General features: G+C 50.6%; 20 protein-coding genes and 3 pseudogenes. 15 read left to right on the plus strand and 8 right to left on the minus strand.

All coding sequences use genetic code 11. From position 1 onward, the window contains the following. Window positions 1-52 precede the first annotated feature (52 nt). A complete protein-coding gene (locus AACH44_RS14030) occupies window positions 53-1,342 on the plus strand; it encodes an HAAAP family serine/threonine permease (protein ID WP_261850051.1) in 1,290 nt (429 codons plus the stop codon). Between the two features lie 160 nt (window positions 1,343-1,502). Further along, window positions 1,503-1,622, plus strand: a pseudogene (locus AACH44_RS14035) (IS1 family transposase); the annotation flags it as partial. A 57-nt stretch (window positions 1,623-1,679) separates the two neighbouring features. Here the strand turns inward: AACH44_RS14035 and pstB are convergent. From pstB to AACH44_RS14050, 3 genes are read right to left on the minus strand one after another with little or no spacing between them, the layout of a single operon-like run. Next, window positions 1,680-2,495 (minus strand): phosphate ABC transporter ATP-binding protein PstB, encoded by an 816-nt coding sequence (gene pstB / locus AACH44_RS14040; RefSeq protein ID WP_261850052.1) that lies wholly within the window; start codon window positions 2,493-2,495, stop codon window positions 1,680-1,682. A 15-nt stretch (window positions 2,496-2,510) separates the two neighbouring features. After that, a complete protein-coding gene (pstA, locus tag AACH44_RS14045; protein WP_338659298.1) occupies window positions 2,511-4,157 on the minus strand; it encodes a phosphate ABC transporter permease PstA in 1,647 nt (548 codons plus the stop codon). After that, window positions 4,154-6,322: an ABC transporter permease subunit gene (locus AACH44_RS14050; protein WP_338659299.1), complete on the minus strand. Its 2,169-nt coding sequence runs from the start codon at window positions 6,320-6,322 to the stop codon at window positions 4,154-4,156. Before AACH44_RS14050 ends, pstA begins: the two co-directional genes overlap by 4 nt. 216 nt (window positions 6,323-6,538) lie before the next feature. Here AACH44_RS14050 and ppk1 point away from each other — a divergent pair, with 216 nt between their 5' ends. The 4 genes from ppk1 to AACH44_RS14070 all read left to right on the plus strand — a co-directional run bounded on the left by ppk1 (window position 6,539) and on the right by AACH44_RS14070 (window position 11,013). Further along, window positions 6,539-8,611, plus strand: a complete 2,073-nt coding sequence (gene ppk1 / locus AACH44_RS14055; RefSeq protein ID WP_338659300.1) for a polyphosphate kinase 1 — start codon at window positions 6,539-6,541, stop codon at window positions 8,609-8,611. Then, window positions 8,611-10,146 carry an exopolyphosphatase gene (gene ppx / locus AACH44_RS14060; RefSeq protein ID WP_261850056.1) on the plus strand — a complete coding sequence of 512 codons (1,536 nt, stop codon included), beginning with the start codon at window positions 8,611-8,613 and terminating at the stop codon, window positions 10,144-10,146. Before ppk1 ends, ppx begins: the two co-directional genes overlap by 1 nt. A gap of 231 nt (window positions 10,147-10,377) precedes the next feature. Continuing rightward, entirely contained in the window at window positions 10,378-10,566 is a 189-nt protein-coding gene (locus AACH44_RS14065; protein ID WP_005970064.1) for a YjfB family protein, read from the plus strand. Window positions 10,567-10,797: 231 nt separating this feature from the next. Then, window positions 10,798-11,013 (plus strand): YfgG family protein, encoded by a 216-nt coding sequence (locus AACH44_RS14070; protein ID WP_261850082.1) that lies wholly within the window; start codon window positions 10,798-10,800, stop codon window positions 11,011-11,013. A 183-nt stretch (window positions 11,014-11,196) separates the two neighbouring features. On the opposite strand, the gene AACH44_RS14075 is transcribed toward AACH44_RS14070, so the two are convergent. Both AACH44_RS14075 and AACH44_RS14080 read right to left on the minus strand, forming a co-directional pair. Continuing rightward, complete coding sequence (locus AACH44_RS14075) at window positions 11,197-11,622, minus strand: organic hydroperoxide resistance protein (protein ID WP_261850083.1); 426 nt, start codon at window positions 11,620-11,622, stop codon at window positions 11,197-11,199. A 159-nt stretch (window positions 11,623-11,781) separates the two neighbouring features. Then, complete coding sequence (locus tag AACH44_RS14080; RefSeq protein WP_261850084.1) at window positions 11,782-12,231, minus strand: MarR family winged helix-turn-helix transcriptional regulator; 450 nt, start codon at window positions 12,229-12,231, stop codon at window positions 11,782-11,784. Window positions 12,232-12,451: 220 nt separating this feature from the next. Between AACH44_RS14080 and mgtE the strand changes: the two genes are divergently transcribed. Further along, complete coding sequence (gene mgtE, locus AACH44_RS14085) at window positions 12,452-13,930, plus strand: magnesium transporter (protein ID WP_261850085.1); 1,479 nt, start codon at window positions 12,452-12,454, stop codon at window positions 13,928-13,930. A gap of 64 nt (window positions 13,931-13,994) precedes the next feature. Here the strand turns inward: mgtE and galK are convergent, their stop codons facing one another. Further along, window positions 13,995-15,158: a galactokinase gene (galK, locus tag AACH44_RS14090; protein WP_261850086.1), complete on the minus strand. Its 1,164-nt coding sequence runs from the start codon at window positions 15,156-15,158 to the stop codon at window positions 13,995-13,997. A gap of 9 nt (window positions 15,159-15,167) precedes the next feature. Beyond that, window positions 15,168-16,208: a galactose-1-phosphate uridylyltransferase gene (gene galT, locus AACH44_RS14095; RefSeq protein ID WP_261850087.1), complete on the minus strand. Its 1,041-nt coding sequence runs from the start codon at window positions 16,206-16,208 to the stop codon at window positions 15,168-15,170. Window positions 16,209-16,737: 529 nt separating this feature from the next. Between galT and galR the strand changes: the two genes are divergently transcribed. From galR to AACH44_RS14120, 7 genes and pseudogenes are all read left to right on the plus strand, one after another. After that, a complete protein-coding gene (gene galR, locus AACH44_RS14100) occupies window positions 16,738-17,748 on the plus strand; it encodes an HTH-type transcriptional regulator GalR (protein ID WP_261850088.1) in 1,011 nt (336 codons plus the stop codon). 454 nt (window positions 17,749-18,202) lie between these two features. Next, the gene (locus AACH44_RS21260) at window positions 18,203-18,334 is read left to right on the plus strand and encodes a hypothetical protein (RefSeq protein WP_261850089.1); all 132 of its coding nucleotides are present in this window, start codon (window positions 18,203-18,205) and stop codon (window positions 18,332-18,334) included. Window positions 18,335-18,341: 7 nt separating this feature from the next. Then, complete coding sequence (locus AACH44_RS21265; RefSeq protein WP_425606579.1) at window positions 18,342-18,614, plus strand: carbohydrate porin; 273 nt, start codon at window positions 18,342-18,344, stop codon at window positions 18,612-18,614. 8 nt (window positions 18,615-18,622) lie between these two features. Continuing rightward, window positions 18,623-18,848 (plus strand): annotated as a pseudogene (locus AACH44_RS14110) (glycosyl hydrolase 53 family protein); the annotation flags it as partial. Beyond that, a pseudogene (locus AACH44_RS14115) lies at window positions 18,835-19,206 on the plus strand (beta-galactosidase); the annotation flags it as partial. The pseudogenes AACH44_RS14110 and AACH44_RS14115, both read left to right, overlap by 14 nt. Window positions 19,207-19,298: 92 nt before the next feature. Continuing rightward, window positions 19,299-19,442, plus strand: coding sequence for a Beta-galactosidase C-terminal domain (locus AACH44_RS21270; protein ID WP_425606654.1), 144 nt, complete (start codon window positions 19,299-19,301; stop codon window positions 19,440-19,442). Window positions 19,443-19,594: 152 nt separating this feature from the next. Next, entirely contained in the window at window positions 19,595-19,942 is a 348-nt protein-coding gene (locus AACH44_RS14120) for a glucose PTS transporter subunit EIIB (protein WP_261850090.1), read from the plus strand. A 319-nt stretch (window positions 19,943-20,261) separates the two neighbouring features. On the opposite strand, the gene AACH44_RS14125 is transcribed toward AACH44_RS14120, so the two are convergent. After that, window positions 20,262-21,227, minus strand: a complete 966-nt coding sequence (locus tag AACH44_RS14125; protein ID WP_261850091.1) for an aldo/keto reductase — start codon at window positions 21,225-21,227, stop codon at window positions 20,262-20,264. A gap of 263 nt (window positions 21,228-21,490) precedes the next feature. Between AACH44_RS14125 and AACH44_RS14130 the strand changes: the two genes are divergently transcribed. Continuing rightward, complete coding sequence (locus tag AACH44_RS14130) at window positions 21,491-22,681, plus strand: NupC/NupG family nucleoside CNT transporter (protein ID WP_338659615.1); 1,191 nt, start codon at window positions 21,491-21,493, stop codon at window positions 22,679-22,681. Window positions 22,682-22,865 lie beyond the last annotated feature (184 nt).

Here is a 22,865-nt window from a genome sequence, read left to right on the forward strand (position 1 = left end):
GGCAATACCTTTGTAACAAGGTATTAATATGCTCACCGAGGAGAATCAGTATATGAGCACCATTCAAGATAGCAGCCAGGTGTTAGAACCGGCTTCAGGATGGCGTAAAAGCGACACCGTCTGGATGCTGGGTCTCTATGGCACGGCTATCGGCGCTGGCGTATTATTCTTACCTATCAATGCGGGTATTGGTGGGTTAATTCCGTTAATTATCATGGCACTGATTGCCTTCCCGATGACATATTATTCTCACCGTGCCTTATGCCGCTTTGTATTATCCGGCAAGAAAGGTGGCGAAGATATAACCGAAGTCGTTGAAGAACATTTCGGCGTTGGTGCAGGTAAATTAATCACTTTGCTCTATTTTTTCGCTATTTATCCGATCCTATTAGTTTATAGCGTTGCCATCACCAATACGGTTGATAGCTTTATTACTCACCAATTGCATTTACCTTCTCCACCGCGTGCCGTACTGTCATTAATATTGATCCTTGGGTTGATGTTTATTGTTCGCTTCGGTGAGACGATGATCGTCAAGGCCATGAGCATTCTGGTTTATCCTTTTGTTGCCGTGCTGATGCTACTGGCGCTTTATTTAGTTCCGAACTGGAATACCTCTGTTTTTGAAAACATCGCTTTGAGTTCCAGCGTAACGGACAACGGTCTGTTAGCAACATTATGGCTGGCTATTCCGGTGATGGTTTTCTCTTTCAACCACTCGCCAATCATCTCCTCTTTCGCGGTTGCCAAGCGTAAAGAATATGGCGATGACGCAGAGAAAAAATGTTCACGCATCCTGTCTTATAGCCACATCATGATGGTGATAACGGTGATGTTCTTTGTTTTCAGCTGCGTATTAAGTCTTTCTCCAGCTGAGTTGATGGAAGCGAAAACACAGAATATTTCTATTTTATCCTATCTGGCGAACCATTTTAACAACCCGGTAATCGGCTATTTGGCTCCGATTATTGCTACCATCGCGATCTCTAAATCGTTCCTGGGTCACTATCTTGGCGCTGGCGAAGGTTTTAACGGCATGATCGTGAAAACCCTACGTAGCAGAGGAAAAACCATTTCCAATACCACGTTGAACCGCATCACTGCGCTGTTCATGCTGATCACCACCTGGATTGTCGCAACGAAAAACCCCAGTATTCTGGGTATGATCGAAACGTTGGGTGGCCCGGTTATCGCCTGCCTGCTGTTCCTGATGCCGATGTACGCCATCCAGAAAGTCCCAGCGATGAAGAAATACAGCGGCCACATCAGCAACGTCTTTGTTACCCTGATGGGACTGATCGCTATTTCCGCCATTGTTTACAGCCTGCGCGATCTGCTGTAAGCCCCCTAACCTACCAGAGAGCGTAAACAAGGTGCCGGAGCGAGACGAACATTGGCTGGAAGATGAATTACGGCGTAAAGGCTGGGCTGGTGAAACGGCAACAACTCGCGCCAAAGCGAATAACATCATCTCCGGTTGCGCATGCAGATATGGCACACCCGACCTGACGTTGAGAACCCGCATCGAGCGTCTGGCTCGCCACACTATCTGTTTATCTCGCTCTGTTGAGTTACATGAAAAAGTCATCGGAGCCTTCATTGAGAAATACACATTCTACTAATTAGAGGCATCACAAATTATATGCACGGTAATGATATTGCGTTATTTAAATAATAATCTAACCAAACCGTCCGGTAATATAGTCTTCTGTGCGACGCTGCATTGGCGAGGTAAATAAATCGTCCGTGCGGTTGTATTCAATTAACTTACCCTGATTGATAAACGCGGTGTAATCTGATACGCGAGCCGCCTGCTGCATATTGTGCGTCACTAACACCAACGTAAAATGCTGCTTTAGCGTTCCCATCAGTTCTTCAACAATCAGCGTCGAAATCGGATCAAGTGCAGAGGTCGGTTCATCCAACAGCAACACTTCTGGTTCAATGGCGATAGCACGAGCAATCACCAAACGCTGCTGCTGTCCGCTGGATAGCGTCAGCGCGTTGTCACTCAGCCGATCCTTTACCTCATGCCATAGTGCCGCTGCCCGCAACGCACGCTCGACGGCATCATCCAATAAGCGACGATCGCGCAACCCTTGCAATCTCAGGCCATAAATGACATTTTCATAGATCGACTTGGGAAACGGATTGGGGCGCTGAAAGACCATGCCGATGCGGCGACGTAACACGGCAACATCCAGTTGAGGATCGTTAATTGGCATACCGTTCAGCCTGATATCGCCTTCGGTACGGCAGTCATCCACCAGATCGTTCATCCGATTAAAACAGCGTAACAGGGTAGATTTTCCACAGCCAGACGGCCCGATCAGCGCCGTGACCTGATTCTTCGGAATGCGAATCGAAATATCATTCAATGCCTGTTTATTGCCGTAGTACAGATTCAGATGTTCCACGGTTAACGTCGTCTGCTCATCACTCAGTTGATGAACATCAGGCAGCAGTGCCATCTCCTTTTGTGTCATAAATCCCATAACTTCATCCTACTTTCAGAGTGATAACGAACGGTATTTCTCACGCAAAACATGGCGAATCCCAATCGCCGCAAGGTTCAACCCGACAACAATCAATACCAGCAGCAGCGCGGTGATGTACACCAGCGGTCTTGCCGCTTCCACATCCGGGCTTTGGAACGCCAGATCGTAGATTTGGAACCCTAGATGCATAAATTTTCGCTCAAGATGCAGATAAGGGAAAATGTCATCAACCGGTAAGACGGGCACCGACTTTACCACGCCGACCAACATCAGTGGCGCGGTTTCCCCTGCGGCACGCGCCACCGCGAGGATCAACCCCGTCATCATTGCGGGAACCGCCATCGGCAAGACAACGTGCCACAGCGTTTCAGCTTTGGTTGCCCCCAGCGCTAACGAACCGTGGCGCACAGACTGCGGAATCCGTGACAACCCTTCCTCCGTCGCCACAATCACCACGGGCAACGTTAGCAATGCCAGCGTCAGTGACGCCCACAGCAGCCCCGGCGTACCAAACGTTGGGTTTGGCAACGCTTCAGAATTGAACAGCTGATCCAGCGTGCCGCCGATGAGATAAACAAAAAAACCTAATCCGAATACACCGTAAACAATTGATGGCACACCAGCCAGATTGACTACCGCAATCCGCACCCAACGCGTTAAGCTATTTTTCCCTGCATATTCATGCAGATAAACCGCAGCAACCACTCCCAACGGCATCACGACAATGGACATCAGCACCACCATCAATACCGTGCCAAAAATGGCAGGAAAAAGTTGCCCCGCGTTGTTACTGTCCGGTGAGTAGTGCACCAGCATATATTTCGCCTGCTCGCCCCAGTGGCGGACTTTTTCCCACAGGTTCATGGCATTGGGATACCAGACCTGCTCAATGTCTCTGAGCGGGATAAGATGGACGCTACCGTTCGCATCCCGTAACTGCACGGTATCGCGATTAATGTCCAGATTGAGTACGGTTAACTGGCGCGATAGCTCATCAAAGCGGCGTTGCAGTTCGATACGTTCTGCCTGAAGACGAGCCAATGTCTGATTGTCCAGCGTCTTTGCCAGTTGTCGTTTTTTCTCTTCCAGCCGTAGCGCCTCAAACTGCTGGTTGATCTTTGCCATCTCGCCCATGCGGATGGCCTGCGTCTTCGCAAGCAATCCCTGCACCTGCTCAACGCGATGCTGTAGGGTTGCGGGGAGATCCGTCGCCACTAGCAGTTGTTCTCCCTCCAGCATCCCAGCCAGATAACCGTAGGCGGTGCCATTATTGGTTCGCTTTAACACCAGAATGTCAGCAGGCTTATCAACGCGAACAATGTCGCGGGACAGCAGCGTGCGAAAGCTTTGCCCATGAATTTCACGCTGGCCAATTTTGATCAAATAGCGGGTTTCTTCCTTCCCAGACGACGGCGCTAAATTAGCCTGTTGCAACTGTGGAGGCGACAGCGTCTGCTTGGCATAAATTTCTCCCATCAACATACGTTGCCCCCCCTGTTCAGGCTGTAACGTCAGTAGCCAGACGGGCTGCGGCCACAGATAACGCATCCCCTGCCCAGCCAACAGCACGATAATCGCCAACATGGCCAACAGGCTGATAGAAATTGATGATGCCGTCAGCCACACCCACGGTCTTCCTGAACGGAACCAGCGCTTCACGCGTTTTCTCCTTCATCACGGTAACGTTGGCGCAAACGCTGCCGGATAGTTTCAGCCAGCGTATTCACGATGAATGTGAATACAAACAGCGTGAGTGCCGTTAAAAACAGCACCCGATAGTGGCCGCTGTTCGTTACGGCTTCCGGCATTTCAATAGCAATATTCGCTGCCAGCGAACGTAAGCCCTGAAGCAGACTTTCATCCATAATCGGGGTATTGCCCGTCGCCATCAGTACGATCATGGTTTCCCCCACGGCGCGACCAAAACTTAACATCAGCGCGGCAAAAATTCCGGCGCTGGCGGACGGCAATACAACGCGCCACAAGGTTTGCCACGCTGTCGCACCCAGTGCTAACGATCCCTGACTTAAACGCGTCGGCACGCTGAAAAGAGCATCTTCTGCCAGCGAAAAAATCAACGGAATCAACGCAAAACCAAGGGCAACGCCCGCCACCAGCGTATTACGTTGAGCAAAATCGTCACCCAACCATTGGTACAGCGGCTGCCCCAGTAGCGCTATTTCGATATGTGGTGCGACCCAGCAGCCAACCACGAATGTTAATAAAATGGCGGGAATGAGAAATAGCACGTCCCAGCCCACAGGGAAACGGGTACGCCAGCGTGTCGGCAGGCACTCAATTAACCAGCCGCAGCCGAGCACGGCCAGTATCCATAACACCGGCATGACCAGAATAGCGGACAAATACGTCGCAAAGTGCGGTGCCAACCAGATGGCCGCAATCAGGCCGACGACGACTGTCGGCAGTGCGCCCATGATCTCCAGCGTGGGTTTAATCCAGCGTCGTAGTGTCGGCGACATAAAGCAGGCGGTATAAATCGCGGCGGATAGTGCCAGCGGCGTGGCAAACAACATGGCATAAATCGCCGCTTTCATGGTGCCCAGCATCAGCGGCATCATGCTGAATTTTGCCTGATAGCTGTCATCCGCAGACGTGGATTGCCAGATATAAGCCGGTTCCGGGTAGTTCTCATACCACAGCTTTTGCCACAGCCCGCGCCAGCCAATATCGGGATACGGATTATCAACCTGATAGCGATGCCAACCCTGTGCCGTTTCAATCAGCAGGGCAGAACCTCGCGGCGAAAATGCCATCCCCAACGCTTGAGTGGGTAATATCTGCGTCAGCAGCGCATGCGATTGTTTACTGGCAAACAGCGACAGTTCTCCCTGAGCGTTCAACGTGGCAAAAACCCGCCGCTGCGCTTCCGTTGCCAGCAGTACCGACGCCCCTGTAACGTGCGGAAACTGACGCGTTTCCGTCAATCTGGCGCCCTTTTCACTTGGGACGTCAAACCATTGGCTAATTCGCCCGTCAGCGGCCTGCACCAACAATGAGCGCCCGCCGGACAACAACGCCAGATGCAGGGGTTCCGCCAGTTGCAATTGCCGTTCTTCCCGCAGCGTCAGTGCATTCGTATCCACCTGCCACAATGTTAATGTGTTGCCGCTGAGCAAATACACTTGCTGTCCGTCTGGCGTCAGCAGTAGTTGGCTGATTGTACCGGTTGGAAGCGGAATAGGTGCCCGTTTCCGCACGCCGTTTTCATCAATATTGGCAATAATCAGCGCATTTTCCTGCCCAATCGCAGCGACAACAACCTGTTTTTCACCTACAGCCGCTATCGCCAAATGACGCAACGGCTGTACGGGTAGCCCAAGAGAATACGTCTGTTCACCCAGCGGATACACCCAGGCAGGAGGACGGTTTTCCGTCCGCGACAATGCAGGCTGAACAAAAAGCAAACGGCCATCAGGTTGGCTCAAGGCATAAATCTGTCGCTCGCCCTGACTTTGCGCCAACAAGCTCAGCGCAGGAACCAGTTGAATACGCAACATAGGCTGATTTTCTGCAAACGGAATAAATTCGCCATACCCCTGAGCGTCGATACGAAACCCGATTTGCCCATTATCACTGAGCCCCAGTGCCAGCGACGGTTCCGCACTGTGGCGTTGAACCGTTTTTTGCCCGTTGACCGAAGGGGAAAGGAACAGTGGGATCACCACGTATAGTAGATAGAAGAAGATTAACAACAGCATAGCTAACACCAGCAGCCCGCTGCCCGCAACAATGCGGTGAACCAAACGATCTACCCACGCTCGTCGGCGATCTCGATACTGTAATGTGCTGCCTGCTTTGACCATTATTCTCGCCGTTAAAATGAAGCCGCAGAGTCGTGTTGCTAACGTATTGCGGGTAGCATATGTTGCCTTTACGCCCATAATATGACAATGGTAAGTCTGTCTATGAATTAGATTTTATCGTCATCAACACGCCATAATGTTGTTGTACCCTATCTCCACACAGGAAGGGTATGAATATTGGATGAACCTTCAGTACATGAGTTGAGCGGAGTGACAATGGGTCAGGACAAACTCTATATAGAGAAAGAATTAAGTTGGTTATCCTTTAATGAGCGAGTGCTTCAGGAAGCAGCAGATAAAAGCAATCCGTTAATCGAACGTATGCGCTTTCTTGGCATTTACTCCAGCAACCTTGATGAATTTTATAAAGTCCGTTTTGCCGATTTGAAAAGACGCATTCTGATTAACGAAGAACAAGGTCTGGACGGCAATCTACGGCATCTTTTAGGCAAAATTCAGGCGCGTGTACTCAAAACCGATCAGCTCTTTGACAGCTTGTATAACGAACTGCTATTGGAGATGGCGCGGAACCAGATTTTTCTGGTCAACGAGCGTCAGGTTTCACCGAATCAGCAGGAGTGGCTGAGGGACTACTTCCGGCAATATCTACGCCCGCACATCACGCCAATACTTATCTTTAACGAAACCAATCTGGTGGAGTTCCTGAAAGATAACTACACCTATCTTGCCGTCGAAATTATTCGTGGCGATGAAATCAGTTATGCCCTGCTGGAAATTCCTTCGGATAAGATACCACGCTTCGTTAACCTGCCAGCGGAAGCGCCACGCCGTCGTAAGACCATGATCCTCATCGATAACATTCTGCGTTACTGTCTGGATGATATCTTCAAGGGCTTCTTTGATTACGATGCGCTGAACGCGTATTCCATGAAGATGACGCGCGATGCGGAATACGATCTAGTGACGGAAATGGAATCCAGCCTGCTGGAGCTGATGTCCTCCAGTCTTAAGCAGCGCCTGACCGCCGAACCCGTGAGATTTGTGTATCAGCGCGATATGCCGGACGCCATGGTTGCGATGCTGCAAGAGAAACTGGGGATCTCTTCCTTTGACTCTGTTATACCCGGCGGGCGTTATCATAACTTCAAAGACTTTATTTCTTTCCCGAACGTCGGACGCGCCAATCTGGTCAACAAACCCTTGCCCCGCCTACGGCACACTGGGTTCAACCATTTCCGCAATGGGTTTGATGCGATTCGTGAGCGTGATGTTCTACTTTATTATCCGTACCACACCTTCGAACATGTATTGGAACTGCTGCGACAAGCCTCCTTCGACCCCAATGTGTTGTCCATCAAAATCAACATTTACCGTGTCGCCAAAGACTCACGTATCATTACCTCAATGATCCATGCGGCGCACAACGGCAAGAAAGTGACGGTTGTTGTCGAGCTACAGGCACGCTTTGACGAAGAGGCAAATATCCATTGGGCGAAACGCCTGACGGAAGCTGGCGTGCACGTCATTTTCTCAGTGCCTGGGCTGAAGATTCACGCCAAACTGTTCCTGATTTCCCGCCGCGAAGGGGAAAATATCGTGCGTTATGCGCACATCGGCACCGGTAACTTCAACGAGAAAACCGCCCGCCTGTATACCGACTACTCGCTGCTGACCGCCGACGAACGCATTACCAACGAAGTCCGTCGCGTCTTCAACTTCATTGAAAACCCTTACCGTCCGGTCAGCTTCGAGCACCTACTGGTATCACCACAAAACTCACGCGACAAGCTCTACCAATTGATCGATATCGAGATCGAAAATGCGCTGGCGAATCGTGATGCAGGCATTACGCTTAAGGTAAATAATCTGGTGGATAAAGGGCTGGCGGAAAGGCTGTATCAGGCCTCCTCGGCAGGTGTAAAAATTAATCTGCTGGTACGCGGCATGTGTTCATTAATTCCTAACTTGCCGGGGATCAGCGAAAATATTCAGGTCATCAGTATCCTTGACCGCTATCTGGAACATGATCGGGTGTATGTCTTCAACAATGGCGGAGACAAAAAAGTCTACCTCTCTTCCGCAGACTGGATGACACGCAACATTGATTATCGCATTGAAGTGGCAGTGGAAATCCTTGATCCCATTTTGAAAAACCGCGTACTGGAAACGCTGGACATCCTGTTCAGCGACACGGTGAAGGCCCGCGTCATTGATAAAGAGTCGAGCAACCGCTATGTATCACGTGGCAACAAGCGTAAAGTACGCGCGCAAAATGCCATTTACGACTACATCAAGGCGCTGGAGCAACCTGGAGATAAGCCTGAATAATGCCGTTAACGAACAATGAAAAAACTGAGATGAAGCCACAAGAATTCGCGGCTATCGACCTGGGCTCCAATAGTTTTCACATGGTGATCGCACGCGTGGTAAACGGTGCGCTTCAGGTGTTGGGGCGTTTAAAACAGCGGGTGCATCTGGCTGATGGGCTGGACAACAAAAATGTGCTCAGTGAAGAGGCGATTCAACGCGGCCTAAGCTGTCTGGCGCTGTTTGCTGAACGTTTGCAAGGCTTCCCCGTGGTGAACGTTTCTATCGTCGGAACGCACGCGCTGCGTCAGGCGATTAACGCACAGGAATTTTTGCGCCGTGCAGCAGATATCATCCCCTATCCGATCGAGATCATTTCCGGCCACGAAGAAGCCCGCCTGATTTTTATGGGCGTGGAGCATACACAGCCGGAAAAAGGCCGCAAGCTGGTCATTGATATCGGTGGAGGTTCCACGGAGCTGGTTATCGGCGAAGATTTCGAGCCGATGCTGGTGGAAAGCCGACGTATGGGGTGTGTCAGCTTTGCCCAGCAATTTTTCCCCAATGGTGAAATTAGCGAAGCCAACTTCAAGCGCGCACGACTGGCGGCGGCACAAAAGCTGGAGACCCTGTCCTGGGAATACCGCATTTATGGATGGAAATTCGCCCTTGGTGCGTCTGGAACGATCAAAGCCACGCATGAAATTCTGGTGGAAATGGGAGAAAAAGACGGCCTGATTACCCCCGAGCGTCTGGAAATGCTCCGCACGCAGATCTTGCAGTTTAAGCACTTCAAAGCGCTGAGCCTACCGGGACTATCCGAAGATCGGCAGTCGGTGCTGGTGCCCGGTCTGGCTATACTGAGTGGTATTTTTGATGCACTGGCGATCAAAGAACTGCGCTTATCCGATGGTGCGCTGCGCGAAGGCGTGCTGTACGAAATGGAAGGCCGTTTCCGCCATCAGGATATCCGTATCCGTACCGCGCAGAGTCTGGCGACCCATTACAATATCGACCGTGAGCAGGCGCGACGCGTGCGAGAAACCACGCAACAGCTTTATGCGCAATGGGCAGAGCAAAATTCTAATCTGGTGCATCCACAGCTTGAGGCCATCTTAAACTGGGCTTCTATGCTGCATGAGGTCGGATTAGGCATTAACCATAGCGGCATGCACCGTCATTCTGCTTACATTCTGCAAAATACCAACCTGCCCGGCTTCAATCAGGAACAGCAACTTGTGTTGGCGCTCATCGTGCGTCTACACCGTAAGGCTATTAAGCTGGAAGAATTGCCACGACTGAACTTGTTTAAAAAGAAACAATATTTGCCGCTAGTGCAGTTGCTGCGCCTTGCCACGCTGTTAAACAACCAGCGGCAGGCAACGACCACTCCGGAATCATTGCGATTACATACCGATGACAATTACTGGACGCTCACCTTCCCGTACGACTTTTTTACCAATAACACGCTGATACAGCTCGATCTGGAGCGCGAACAGGAATATTGGCAAGACGTCACCGGCTGGAAGCTGATGATTGAGGAAGAGAAAGCCTGATTACCGAAAGTGTTGTGCAAGAAATGTGGCACACGTCGGACACTATAATAAAGCCAAATTGCACCACCGCGTTGGCGGGTTCACGCTGGTTAACATAAAGTTAACCAGAATGGGGCCGATACCATATTGATGGCTGGTGAGAATGTTCACCAACATCGTGCAACCTCGGTGGAAAGGCGCGCTTCCTTTCCATACCGGATAGTAATCCAACTCAACGTTAAGGAGAGTGAAATGGATGTATCACAGATTGCATCACTCGCGACCGACCTCAGCAACCTGCGTACCAGCAGTGAGGCCAGTACGCTTGTGATGAAGAAAGCGCTCGACAGCCAAGAGGCTGTTGCTTTAGGTATTTTGCAAGCATTACCCCCGCTGCCAGCAAACCCGGCGATTGGGCGTAACGTTAATACCACGGCGTAATTCCGCCGTACTACACAACCCGCTTATCCGTTTTGAGCGGGTTTTTTATACCATCGCCCCTACCCTCACTCACTTTCCTCTCAGTGCTCGTTCCTAAAACCCATCCTTGCACTGAACGTGCGGAAACCCGTTCGGCCCTCACCTTTTTCACTGCGGCAGATTGACCTCGGCCATCGCTTGTGCCTAAATAAACAACAGCGAATGTTCGCTTTCACAAAGGATTTACTGGTAATGTCCACGCTTACCCACAAACGACGATTATCGATACGCCCGCGACGAAGTGGTTCTCGGATCGCCCGTGCCGTTTTGCTCATCAGCTTCATTATTCTTTTAGGTCGTTTTGCTTACTCCACTGTTACCGCGTTTGCCCACCATCAAGATAAGCAGCAGCAACGTGCTGAACAATTACTGCTTCCTACCAACGTACTCGTCAATCAGAAAGAATAGCGCTTAACCAATCCGTTCCTTATATTCTGCTTTTCCTCGTCAGGCTTTATTGCCTTTGCATTTTTGTGCCCGTTATTCGCGCCTGCACATGTTGCCCATTCCGCTTATGTCGCACAAATAAAAAAAACGGCAGCGCGAATCTTCGCAGCCACCGTTTTCATCAATCAATCATGTAAGCCAGGCTTAGACGATAGTCAGGGTCACATCGATGTTACCACGCGTTGCATTGGAATACGGGCAAACGATATGAGCTTTCTGCACCAGATCTTCAGCCACGGCACGATCCAAGCCTGGCAGGGAAATTTTCAGTTCAACTTCAATACCAAATCCGGTTGGGATGGCACCGATACCTACGCTACCGTTCACCGTGGTATCAGCCGGTACGGCGATTTTCTCACGCGCACCGACAAATTTCATTGCACCAAGAAAACAGGCAGAATAGCCAGCCGCAAACAGCTGCTCTGGGTTCGTCCCCTCACCGCCTGCGCCGCCCAGTTGACGTGGCGTCGTCAATTTAATATCAACCGCGTTGTCAGAAGATACCGCACGACCATCACGACCACCCGTGGCTTGAGCATGAGCAACGTATAATACTTTTTCAATAGACATAATGTGACTCCAGGTCATTAAGGAATTAGGGATGCTGCTGTTATTTCATTTACATAGCGGAAAACTAAATCGCACACTACTTAATTGCGTAAAAATAAATGACTTAAAAACATGATGCTATATAACAAATCTTACAATGTGCATAGAACAGGCGCGTGTTTAAAGATGTCCGATAAGGCTCTTACGCAGCATTTCCAGATCCATTTTGATCGTCTGTAACTGTTCGAGGTGACATTCCGTCGCACAAAACACGCTTTCAGGAACCGTTCGCGCCCGTTGCTGAAGAGCACGACCTGCTTCAGTTAAGCCGATCAGCACCTGACGCTCATCTTCCGTCCCCCGGTTACGCACCACCAGTCCTGCACTTTGTAAGCGCTTGAGCAATGGCGTTAGCGTAGCGGAATCCAAATACAGCCGCTCGCCCAGCTCAGATACCGTCAATCCATCACGCTCCCACAAAACCAGCATCACCAGATATTGGGGATAAGTCAGATTTAGCTCAGACAGTAAACGACGATACAGCTTATTCATTGCCAAGTTGGCAGAATACAGTGCGAAGCACAGTTGTCCATCCAGTTTGTAAGCGTTGTCGTTCATGGTCTCTACCATCGGTATCTGTTACGTTTCTGGGACTGAATTTATATTGCTCAACATTAAATAGCAAGCGATTTAATATCACATAAAATAAAAATCATCCTGAAAAACACGTTATCCCAGTATCAGTTCGTTTTCCAGACGGCGATTCGACAGTAATCCTATTCTTAATCTACTGATTTTGCGCTACGTTTAATAAAACATGGATAAAAAAACAGACCGAGCATAAAACATTATGTCGAGTGTAAAAAAACTTACCGACCTCCGGCGCCGTATCTCCCTTCTGCTCCTAGAAAATAAAGCGCTGGTTGAAGACATCATCAATCGACAACCCCAGACCACAGAACATAACCAAACCACGTTAAGCGACAAAACAGTATCAAGTCACAAAGTCAGGCTACGTGAGAAAAGTATCCTGCTCGATCAAACCGCAGAAATCAGCGAACTGATCGTCAATCTACATGCTGCTGACCTGGCTGATTTGTTGGAATCGTTACCACAGGATGAACGTCTGGCGCTCTGGCGGCTTATCCCTATCGCAAAGCGCGGCCACGTTTTGATTGAGGCCTCAGACAGTATTTCCGACGATCTGATCGCCGATATGCAGGATAAGGACATTCTAAGAGCCGTACGGGTTCTGGATGTGGATGAACTGGCCCAGTTGTCTCGCCTCGTCCCCCGCCATTTACTGGGGCGAATACTGACCTCGCTTGAACCGAAACAACGAGCACAGCTACGCGCCGCCATCAATTATGATGAAGATTGCCTCGGCCACATGATGGACTTCAAACTCATCACCGTGCGTGCCGACGTCACGCTCGCGGCCGTACAGCGCTATCTGCGCTACCGCAAAACCATTCCTGAATCTACCGATAAGCTATTCGTGACCGATCGCAAAAACACGCTGATCGGTGAACTGTCGCTGGCAAGTATTTTGCTCCACTCACCTCATGCATTGGTGACTGACGTGATGGATGCTCAGCCGCTGAAATTTCAGCCTGAAGAGAAAGTCGAAGAGGCCGCCGGCGCCTTTGAGCGCTATAACTTAATCTCTAGCGCCGTCGTGGACAGCAAAGGCAAGCTAATGGGACGCCTGACGATTGAAGATATTGTCGATGTCGTGAACCGGGAAAGTGACAGTAACCTGCGGCGTTCTGGCGGGTTAACCCCTTCTGAAGATGTCTACGCGCCCGTGTATAAATCGTTCCGCAATCGCTGGGCGTGGCTGGCTATCAACCTGTGTACGGCGCTCATTGCCTCGCGGGTTATCGGGCTGTTTGAGCACACATTATCTCATTTGGTGGCGCTCGCAACGCTCATGCCGATTGTTGCCGGCATCGGTGGAAATACCGGTAACCAAACAATCACCATGATTGTACGCGCACTGGCGCTGCATCAGCTTGAACACGGCAAGAAATCGTACCTGCTGCTTAAAGAATTAGGCGTTGCACTGGTGAACGGGGTGATTTGGGGCACGATCATGGGCGTAGTGACCTTCCTGCTCTATGGCAATCCCGCGATGGGTGGCGTGATGATGCTGGCAATCCTGCTGAATTTACTGCTCGCCGCGCTGATGGGGGTCGCGATTCCGCTGGTCATGATGAAGCTTGGACGCGATCCGGCCATCGGTTCCAGCGTGATGATTACGGCAATCACCGACACTGGCGGCTTCTTTATCTTCCTCGGGCTGGCAACGCTGTTCCTGCTGCCTTAAGCATGTGAATGTAAAAAGGGCTTTACGCATAAAGCCCTTTTCGCTTGCGATTACTGACCGAAACTTAACTCAACCGCCCCGCACCATCGGATGCCTGGCACAGATAGATTGACGGTTTGAGCCCGGTGCGCGCCGGATATTCACGTTCGATCACCTGTTTGACTTCATCAGTCAGCGCCGAGGGGATAAGGGCAACAATACAGCCGCCGAAACCGCCACCGGTCATGCGTACACCGCCCCGCTCACCGACATAGTTTTGAATCAGAGCCACCAGGGTATCGATAGGCGGCACGGTAATTTCAAAATCGTCACGCATGGAGACATGCGATTCCGCCATCAGCGTAAACAAGCGGCGAGCATCCTGACGCGCCAGCGCATCGGCGGCTTCCAACGTGCGGCGATTCTCGGTAATGACGTGCCGCGCACGACGCACCGCCACGGGGTCCAGCCCCTCGATTCCCGCTTCAAACTGTGGCAGCGAGACATCACGCAGGACTTTGACGTTAAAGTGACGCGCCGCCGCTTCACACTGCTGACGGCGCGTGTTGTATTCACTGTCCACCAGCCCACGGCGCACATTGGAATTCACGATCAGGACGTCGACACCATCGAGCATACGCACAGATCGTCCTTCCAGAGAGCGGCAGTCGATCAGCATCGCCTGACCTTCACGCCCCTGAGCAGAAATAAACTGATCCATAATACCGCAGCTACAGCCGACAAAATGGTTTTCCGCCTGCTGGCCGTTTAACGCCACATCCAGCTGGCTGATATCCAGATTATTCAATTCTTTGAACGTCTGCCCGATCACCACTTCCAGCGAGGCCGACGAGCTTAGCCCGGCACCGGAAGGCACATTTCCAGAAACCACCATATCCATACCGCTGAGCGGCAGGTCACGCGCCAGCAAGAACTTCACCGTTCCACGGATATAGTTGGCCCAGAGGTATTCCGGATGAGGTTCTATTTCTTTAGCAAGATCAAATTCATCCTGCTGATTATCATAGTCCACCGCCACTACCCGCACGATGCCATCCTGACGTACCGCCGCGCTGACGACCGTCTGGTAATCGATAGCGCAAGGCAAAACAAAACCGTCGTTATAGTCGGTGTGTTCACCAATCAGGTTAACCCGGCCAGGAGCCTGAATAGCAGCATGCGGCGCATAGCCAAATAATCGGACAAAAACAGACTCGGTTAACTGACGTAGAGAATCAATACGGCTCATAAAATGACCTCAAATTTGCTCACGAAAATGGATATCACTCACGCTGCGTAAACGTTCAGCGGCCTGTTCTGCCGTCAGATCACGCTGTGCTTCAGCCAGCATTTCATAGCCGACCATAAATTTGCGCACGCTGGCAGAACGTAATAACGGGGGATAAAAATGGGCATGCAGTTGCCAGTGTGCGATGTCATCACCCTTGAACGGCGCGCCATGCCATCCCATCGAATAAGGGAATGAACATTGGAACAAGTTGTCGTAACGGCTGGTCAGCTTTTTCAGGAGCAGTGCCAGATCGTCACGCTGAACGTCATTTAGCTGTGGCAACCGCTGTACAGCGAACTTGGGCAGCACCAGCGTTTCAAACGGCCACGACGCCCAGTAAGGGACAACCGCCAACCAGTGCTCCGTTTCCACCACGATGCGTGAACCGTCAGACTGCTCCCGCTGCACATAGTCCAGCAATAATGGCGAGCCATGGCGAGTAAAATAGTCACGCTGCTGTTCATCCTCACGCAACACTTCGTTCGGCAGAAAATCGTTAGCCCAAACCTGACCGTGCGGATGGGGATTAGAACACCCCATCATCGTCCCTTTGTTCTCAAACACCTGAACCCACGGGTAGCGCTTGCCTAGCTCTTCAGTCTGATCGCTCCACGTATCGATCACCGCTTTCAGCGCTGGCAGTGAAAGCTGCGGCAGACTTTTACTGTGATCGGGAGAAAAACAGATGACACGACTGACGCCCCGTGCTTGCTGTACGCGAAAAAGTTCGTCGTCGCCCGACGGGGCATCCGGCGTATCTTCCATCAGTGCCGAAAAATCATTGGTAAAAACAAAGGTGCTCTGATAATGCGGGTTGATATCGCCCGTAATACGTTTATTGCCCGCACACAGATAACAGGTCGGATCGTAAGGCGGCGGAGTGGCACGATCGGGTTCATCCTGCTGGCCTTGCCAAGGACGTTTTGCCCGATGCGGGGAAACCAGAATCCACTCGCCTTTCAGCGGATTAAATCGGCGGTGCGGATGTTCAGTTGGCTCAAACTGCATAAGCTATTCCTCAATACAAAATACAAATTCGGTACAGCAGCGGACGCCATCCGCAGCCAATTGTATGGCGCTAACAGCCCGACAGCGGCAAGGAAGAGGCATCTGACCGACCGATAAAACCCAGCAAGGAAAACCCCTTCATGTAATCAGTTTCACACTATGTCATGGATAAAATAGCTCTAATAATGCTGAATATAGATAGATCGCTATCGTCAAACCATCACACAAGTGTAAACGGTTACCCTAAATTTAAACCTCAGAATGGTATTTTGGAAGAGAGAAATAGCCGATGATTGTTGATAGCGATCACATAAGTACGGTCTGGATCAAAAAGGAAAGGAGGTCGGATAGGTAACATCGCCAAAAAACCTGTACATTTATAAATATAAGTCATCGATTTTTTCTTTTAACTTGTGAGTTAGGCGACGACTCGCCTTAATACCTTAAATAATTCGGTTTGCTGAAAGGTTTAAACACGTGCAACCTGAAATATGGCGGGGATAACACATTTGACCGTTCAGGAATGCTAATGGCCACAATAAAGGATGTCGCTCGTCTATCAGGTGTATCCGTCGCTACGGTTTCGCGCGTAATCAATAACTCGCCCAAAGCCAGTACTGCCTCAAGAGAAGCTGTACACAAGGCCATGGCGGAACTGCAATATCATCCGAATGCCAATGCCAGAGCGCTGGCGCACCAAAATGCAGAGACAATGGGGTTAGTCGTTGCGGATGTATCCGATCCCTTTTTCGGGACAATGGTCAAATCTGTCGAACAAATTGCACAGGCAACCGGCAACTTCCTGTTAATTGGTAACGGCTACCACAATGCCGAGCAGGAAAAGAAGGCTATTGAGCAGTTGATTCGCCACCGCTGTGCGGGGCTGATCGTGCATGCAAAAATGCTTTCAGATGAGGAACTGGCGGCGCTGATGAGCCACATTCCTGATATGGTGCTCATTAACCGCACTTTACCGGGTTATGAAAATCGCTGCGTTGCGCTCGACGATCGCTATGGTTCTTGGCTAGCAACACGCCATTTGATTCAGGAAGGCCATCAGAAGATCGGTTTTCTTTGTTCCAACCACCAAATATCCGACTCCACCGACCGCCTGCAAGGCTATATGGATGCACTGCAAGAGCACGGCATCGCACGGGATGAGCGCCTCATTGCACGCGCTTCACCGGACGAAGTGGGCGGCGAGTTGGCCATGACGGAATTGTTGAGTCGCGGTGGTAATATGACAGCGGTGGTGTGCTACAACGACTCCATGGCCGCAGGTGCCCTTTCCGTTCTGAGCGATAACAGCATCAACGTACCGCAGGATATGTCGGTGATAGGGTTTGATGACGTCTTGATTGCCCGCTACCTTCGCCCCCGCCTGACTACCGTGCACTATCCGGTTTCCGCCATGGCGATTCAGGCGGCAGAATTAGCTATCGCGTTATCCCACGGTACACAACTCAGCGAAACGACGAATATGTTTAGCCCGACGTTGGTACGTCGCCATTCTGTTAGCCCCCCCACCCGCAAGCAATAACAACCGACTGCAATACAGCTTGCCCGATCGTTAGGCAAGCTGTAGTCCGCCCCTTCTGTTTTCATTCTCCCTGTAGCTGGCACACTTTCCCTCTATTCCTGAAACATTTCCTATCCAATATCGAATCACACCTTTTCTGAAACGTTTCTGACCCTGCTATAAAAAAATTTTATGCTGCATTTGAAGCATGCATGCAAAACGTGTAACCAATTACACACCATTACATAGCGAACAACAGCGCAATAAAGCTAATAAATAATCAAAATGCAGACTATGGCATCGTTAAGTCAGTGCAAATTTTGATGTAACTCTTTTGTATTCTGTGAGAACAATCATGTCACGCCCCCTTTTATTCCCCCATAATCTTTCGTCATGAGTGGAAACGCTTTACCTCCTTTCACGTCATATTATTTGGAACATCCACATTCTTACCCGAATAAGCGAAAAGTATATTATGAAAAGAAAACTGCTGACGACATCCATTGCGCTAAGTTTGGCAATGCTGGCAACTCCTTCTTATTCTGTTTATTTTTCAGGATACTTCCGTTCTGGCGTGGGGCATCAACCGATGGAAAACTGCAAATAAAAATCTAGTGGGGAGATTAGGTAACAAAGATGACACCTATGGCGAAACTCAATTAGGGCAGCAACTGTATAACGAAAATAGGAAAACGTTTTACTTCGACAGCATGATTTCCATGTTTTCCAACGACTCAAACGATAATGAAACCACCAAAGATGATGATGCCGAGTTTGGTTTACGCCAGTTGAATCTTCAGGCGAAAGGCTTTGTGCCAAAGCCACGATTAGCGAATTCCAGAAAGCGGGCGTCATGCCGGATATGGTGCAAATCGGTAACGAACTGAACGACGTCACCAAACGCTACCATAAAGACATCATCGTGGTTGAAGCCGCCTATGCTTACACGTTGGAAAACTGCGTATAACGCGGAAAACAGCTTCCAGCAAAAAGAGTTGGATGCAGGCGGCTATCCGGCTTCCGTTCAGGCCAATTACCTGCACGACCTGATGCAGAGCGTCATCAACGTGCCCAGTCAGCGTGGTAAAGGCGTCTTCTATTGGGAGCCAATTTGGCTGGCTGGATGGCATCCTCGACACGCTGTATGCCAACGGTATCTTCGTTTTTCTGGCAACACCGAGCGGCGCACGCCCAGCTTGGCTATCGCAGAAATACCCGGACGTACTGCGCGTAGGCAGCAACCGCGTGCAAGCACTGCACGGTGGTCGCCACAACCATTGCCTGAGTTCGCCGAACTATCGCGAGAAAGTAAAACAAATCAACACCCAGTTGGCAAAACGTTACTCACACCATCCTGCGGTGATCGGCTGGCATATTTCCAACGAATACGGCGGCGAGTGCCACTGCGATACCTGCCGCAGCACCTTCCAGCGCTGGCTGAAAGCGCGCTACGGCACGATAGACGCATTGAATAGTGCGAACTGATTCATCTGGAAGGTGCGCGGGCGCTGCCGACCGACCTGCCTTACGGCGTTGTCGCTCATCGTCGTGATAACGGGGAAAGTGAGTTCATCTTCGTACAGAACTACACGGCAACAGCGCAACAGATCGCGCTGCCTGCCACCTACGAGGAAATGACCACGGGCAGCACGCTTTCAGGGTTTATTGACCTGTCAGGCTATGGCTGCCGGATTCTACGCCGCGCGCTACAGTAAAGCTCATGCTTGGCGCTTAAGCATTAGACTACTGGGCGATCACGGGTGCGGACGTTCCTACGGAACCTCATCACCGTGTGTTGCCTAACAGTAATATTACGTGGACAGCATTATCATACGTACGCTGATAAACAAACGAAGAGGTGACTACGATGGGCAAGATTCACAATTTTCGGAAATTGTTCGCATCAATGTTGGGTAAGCAAATTACCGAAATTGAAATCGCTTCACCGCTAGACAAAGAGAATTTGCAGCAGTTGGTAACCGCCTTTGGCGGCAAAGAAAATATTGTCAGCCTGGATGCCTGCATCACCCGCTTGCGGGTCGAGGTTCACAGCCTGCGGCTGGTTAATAGCGACAACCTGCAAAAACTGGGCGCTATCGGCGTGATTATTGTCGGTCATCAGGTACAGGCGATTTTCGGCACCCAGTCAGATAACCTGCGGCGCGAGTTAGCCGCCTGGTTTGAGGATGATGGCGCAAACAAAGAAGTACGCTAACAGTTTTACGAATCCCAATGAGTTTTGCCGTTATCCGGCGTAAAAATTATGCTGAGGAGATAGCAGGCTTAGGATGAGCCGCATGGACGCGGCTCAAGCTTGCGCCACGTCGGGAACGTGTCGCAAGCGGTCCTCTAAGCCTGATACCGACGAAGGCACCGCTTTAGCGGCATAATTCCCGCCAAAAGCCGGGGTTCACAGGGGGCTGGCGTAGCCCCCTGTGTCGGGCGCGTGCTACGACGTAGCATGAAAATGGCGGTATGATGGCGCACGAAACCATTTCCAAGCCTGCATAGAATGTGACGAAGAAAGCCGCTTCCTAATAGCGACTCGCATGATCCAACAGCTCAATATCTTCTGCCGGCAGCACCAGCCGCGTCGCACTCGCCAGCTCAACAACCTGCTCCAGCGATGTCGCACTGGCAATTGGTGCCGTGATGCTCGGACGAGCAATCAGCCATGCCAATGCAACCTGTGATGGCGTCGTCTGATGCGCATTCGCCACGCTATCCAACGCTTCCAAAATGGTGCGACCGCGCTCGTTCAGGTATTTTTCTACGACACCCTGCCCGCGTGCGCTTTTCGACGCATCCTTCGGCTGACGATACTTGCCAGACAAGAACCCGCTAGCCAGCGAATAATAGCTAATCACCCCGACGCCTTGCTCACGCACCAGCGGTTCCAGTGCGGCTTCATAGCCCTGCCGATCGTACAAATTGTATTCCGGTTGCAGCGTTTCATACCGCGCCAGATGATTGGCTTTACTGACTTTCAGCGCTTCCGCCAGACGCTCAGCACTGTAGTTAGACGCCCCAATCGCGCGTACCTTACCTTCTTTAATCAGCGCATCAAACGCGGCCAGCGTCTCTTCCAACGGCGTTTCTTTGTCATCCGTGTGTGCCTGATAGAGATCGATGTAGTCCGTTTGCAAGCGCCGTAATGAGGCCTCGACCGCCTGACGAATATAAGCAGCAGACAGCCCTTTCTTGCCCTCGCCCAGATCCATGCCGACTTTGGTGGCAATAATCACCTTGTCACGCTGGCCGCTTTTTTTCAGCCAGTTGCCGATGATGGTTTCAGATTCACCACCCTGATTACCGGGTGCCCAACGCGAATAAACATCGGCGGTATCAATGAAATTCAGCCCGTGCGCTAGCAGCGCATCCAGCAGGCTGAACGACGTCGATTCGTCAACCGTCCAGCCAAAGACGTTACCGCCGAAAGAAAAAGATGGAACCACGATCCCTGAACGTCCAAGCTCACGTGTGGTATCTGATACTGACATAATCACTCTCCTTTTAAGTCATGCAGAAAACATCATAAAAAATCCCGCCTACCTGCAACCTAAAGTAGGGTGACGCAACTTTCTGTATGGGATAAGAATAATGAATGAACAGAAAGGCGCAAATAACGAGACGTAGCATTTAGTTTAGATAAAATCCCAAGGTATAATTGTTTTTTTGCGTTCTTCCTCTCATTTTTAGTGCATGCGTTACATAAAATGACGTGGAAAATTTGGCCTGCCTCATATTTGGAGCACACATGTCCTTGTCCCATATCGCGCAATTTATTCTGGCGCTGGTTGTTGTTGCGGCGCTATCGCTACTCGTCTGCCGCGATCGTAAAAGTATTCGTATTCGTTTTATTATTCAGCTACTCGTCATCGAAATTCTGCTCGCTTACTTCTTCCTGTACTCAAACATTGGGTTAGGTGTGGTCAAAGGGTTCGCAGCAGTCTTCGACAAACTACTCGGATTTGCGGGCCAAGGGACGGACTTCGTATTCGGTGACATGGTGAATAGTGAGAAGAACCTGATTTCCTTCTTCTTCAAAGTGCTCTGCCCTATCGTCTTCATTTCTGCGCTGATCGGTATCCTGCAACACATTAAAGTGCTGCCAATCATCATCCGCGCTATTGGTACGATCCTGTCCAAAGTGAACGGCATGGGCAAACTGGAATCCTTTAACGCAGTCAGCTCACTGATTCTCGGCCAGTCCGAAAACTTCATTGCCTACAAAGACATTCTGGGCAAGATGTCCGAAAAACGTATGTACACCATGGCCGCTACCGCCATGTCCACCGTGTCGATGTCCATCGTCGGTGCGTACATGTCTATGCTGGATGCCAAATTCGTCGTTGCCGCGCTGATTCTGAACATGTTCAGTACCTTCATCGTGCTGTCACTGATTAACCCCTACAAAGTCGGTGAAGAACCGGAATTGCAGTTGGGTAATCTGCATGAAAATCAGAGCTTCTTTGAAATGCTGGGCGAATACATTCTGGCGGGCTTCAAAGTTGCCGTCATCGTGGCCGCCATGCTGGTCGGTTTCATTGCACTGATTGCGGCAGTCAACGCCATTTTCAGCGCCATTTTCGGTATCAGCTTCCAGGAAGTCCTCGGCTACGTGTTCTATCCGTTCGCCTGGATCATGGGTATCCCGTCTCATGAAGCGCTTCAGGTGGGTAGCATCATGGCAACCAAACTGGTTTCTAACGAATTTGTCGCAATGCTGGAACTGCAAAAAGTGGCAGGCGAACTGTCTCCGCGCAGCGTGGGTATTCTGTCCGTGTTCCTGGTGTCTTTCGCCAACTTCTCGTCCATCGGTATTATTGCGGGCGCGATTAAAGGGCTGAATGAGCAACAGGGCAACGTCGTTTCCCGTTTTGGCCTGAAACTGGTTTACGGTTCTACGCTGGTGAGCATCCTTTCCGCCGCTATCGCGGGTCTGGTGCTGTAACCCCAGATCACGTTATAAAATTCTTATCCCAGTCCGGCAGGCTTACACTGCCGGATTTTTTTTCCTACAAACCCTGACACATCTTCCATATTTCCTTCATTTTTGTCCGGCATCCACTGTTTAAACTAGTAAAATGCGGCCATTGGTCCAATAACGTGCTGGGTATAACTGCCAACGCACATGC

This window comes from Pectobacterium araliae, from assembly GCF_037076465.1.
GTDB lineage: Bacteria > Pseudomonadota > Gammaproteobacteria > Enterobacterales > Enterobacteriaceae > Pectobacterium > Pectobacterium araliae.

What these genes read in the sequence shown, in the direction of transcription:
- AACH44_RS14070 (WP_261850082.1), top strand. Translation starts at nt 10,798, where the DNA reads ATGTCCACGCTTACCCACAAACGACGATTATCGATACGCCCGCGACGA.
- galR (WP_261850088.1), top strand. Translation starts at nt 16,738, where the DNA reads ATGGCCACAATAAAGGATGTCGCTCGTCTATCAGGTGTATCCGTCGCT.
- AACH44_RS14030 (WP_261850051.1), top strand. Translation starts at nt 53, where the DNA reads ATGAGCACCATTCAAGATAGCAGCCAGGTGTTAGAACCGGCTTCAGGA.
- AACH44_RS14065 (WP_005970064.1), top strand. Translation starts at nt 10,378, where the DNA reads ATGGATGTATCACAGATTGCATCACTCGCGACCGACCTCAGCAACCTG.
- AACH44_RS14075 (WP_261850083.1), bottom strand. Translation starts at nt 11,622, where the DNA reads ATGTCTATTGAAAAAGTATTATACGTTGCTCATGCTCAAGCCACGGGT.
- AACH44_RS14125 (WP_261850091.1), bottom strand. Translation starts at nt 21,227, where the DNA reads ATGTCAGTATCAGATACCACACGTGAGCTTGGACGTTCAGGGATCGTG.
- galK (WP_261850086.1), bottom strand. Translation starts at nt 15,158, where the DNA reads ATGAGCCGTATTGATTCTCTACGTCAGTTAACCGAGTCTGTTTTTGTC.
- AACH44_RS21260 (WP_261850089.1), top strand. Translation starts at nt 18,203, where the DNA reads ATGAAAAGAAAACTGCTGACGACATCCATTGCGCTAAGTTTGGCAATG.
- galT (WP_261850087.1), bottom strand. Translation starts at nt 16,208, where the DNA reads ATGCAGTTTGAGCCAACTGAACATCCGCACCGCCGATTTAATCCGCTG.
- AACH44_RS14080 (WP_261850084.1), bottom strand. Translation starts at nt 12,231, where the DNA reads ATGGTAGAGACCATGAACGACAACGCTTACAAACTGGATGGACAACTG.
- AACH44_RS14120 (WP_261850090.1), top strand. Translation starts at nt 19,595, where the DNA reads ATGGGCAAGATTCACAATTTTCGGAAATTGTTCGCATCAATGTTGGGT.
- mgtE (WP_261850085.1), top strand. Translation starts at nt 12,452, where the DNA reads ATGTCGAGTGTAAAAAAACTTACCGACCTCCGGCGCCGTATCTCCCTT.
- ppx (WP_261850056.1), top strand. Translation starts at nt 8,611, where the DNA reads ATGCCGTTAACGAACAATGAAAAAACTGAGATGAAGCCACAAGAATTC.
- AACH44_RS14050 (WP_338659299.1), bottom strand. Translation starts at nt 6,322, where the DNA reads ATGGTCAAAGCAGGCAGCACATTACAGTATCGAGATCGCCGACGAGCG.
- ppk1 (WP_338659300.1), top strand. Translation starts at nt 6,539, where the DNA reads ATGGGTCAGGACAAACTCTATATAGAGAAAGAATTAAGTTGGTTATCC.
- pstB (WP_261850052.1), bottom strand. Translation starts at nt 2,495, where the DNA reads ATGGGATTTATGACACAAAAGGAGATGGCACTGCTGCCTGATGTTCAT.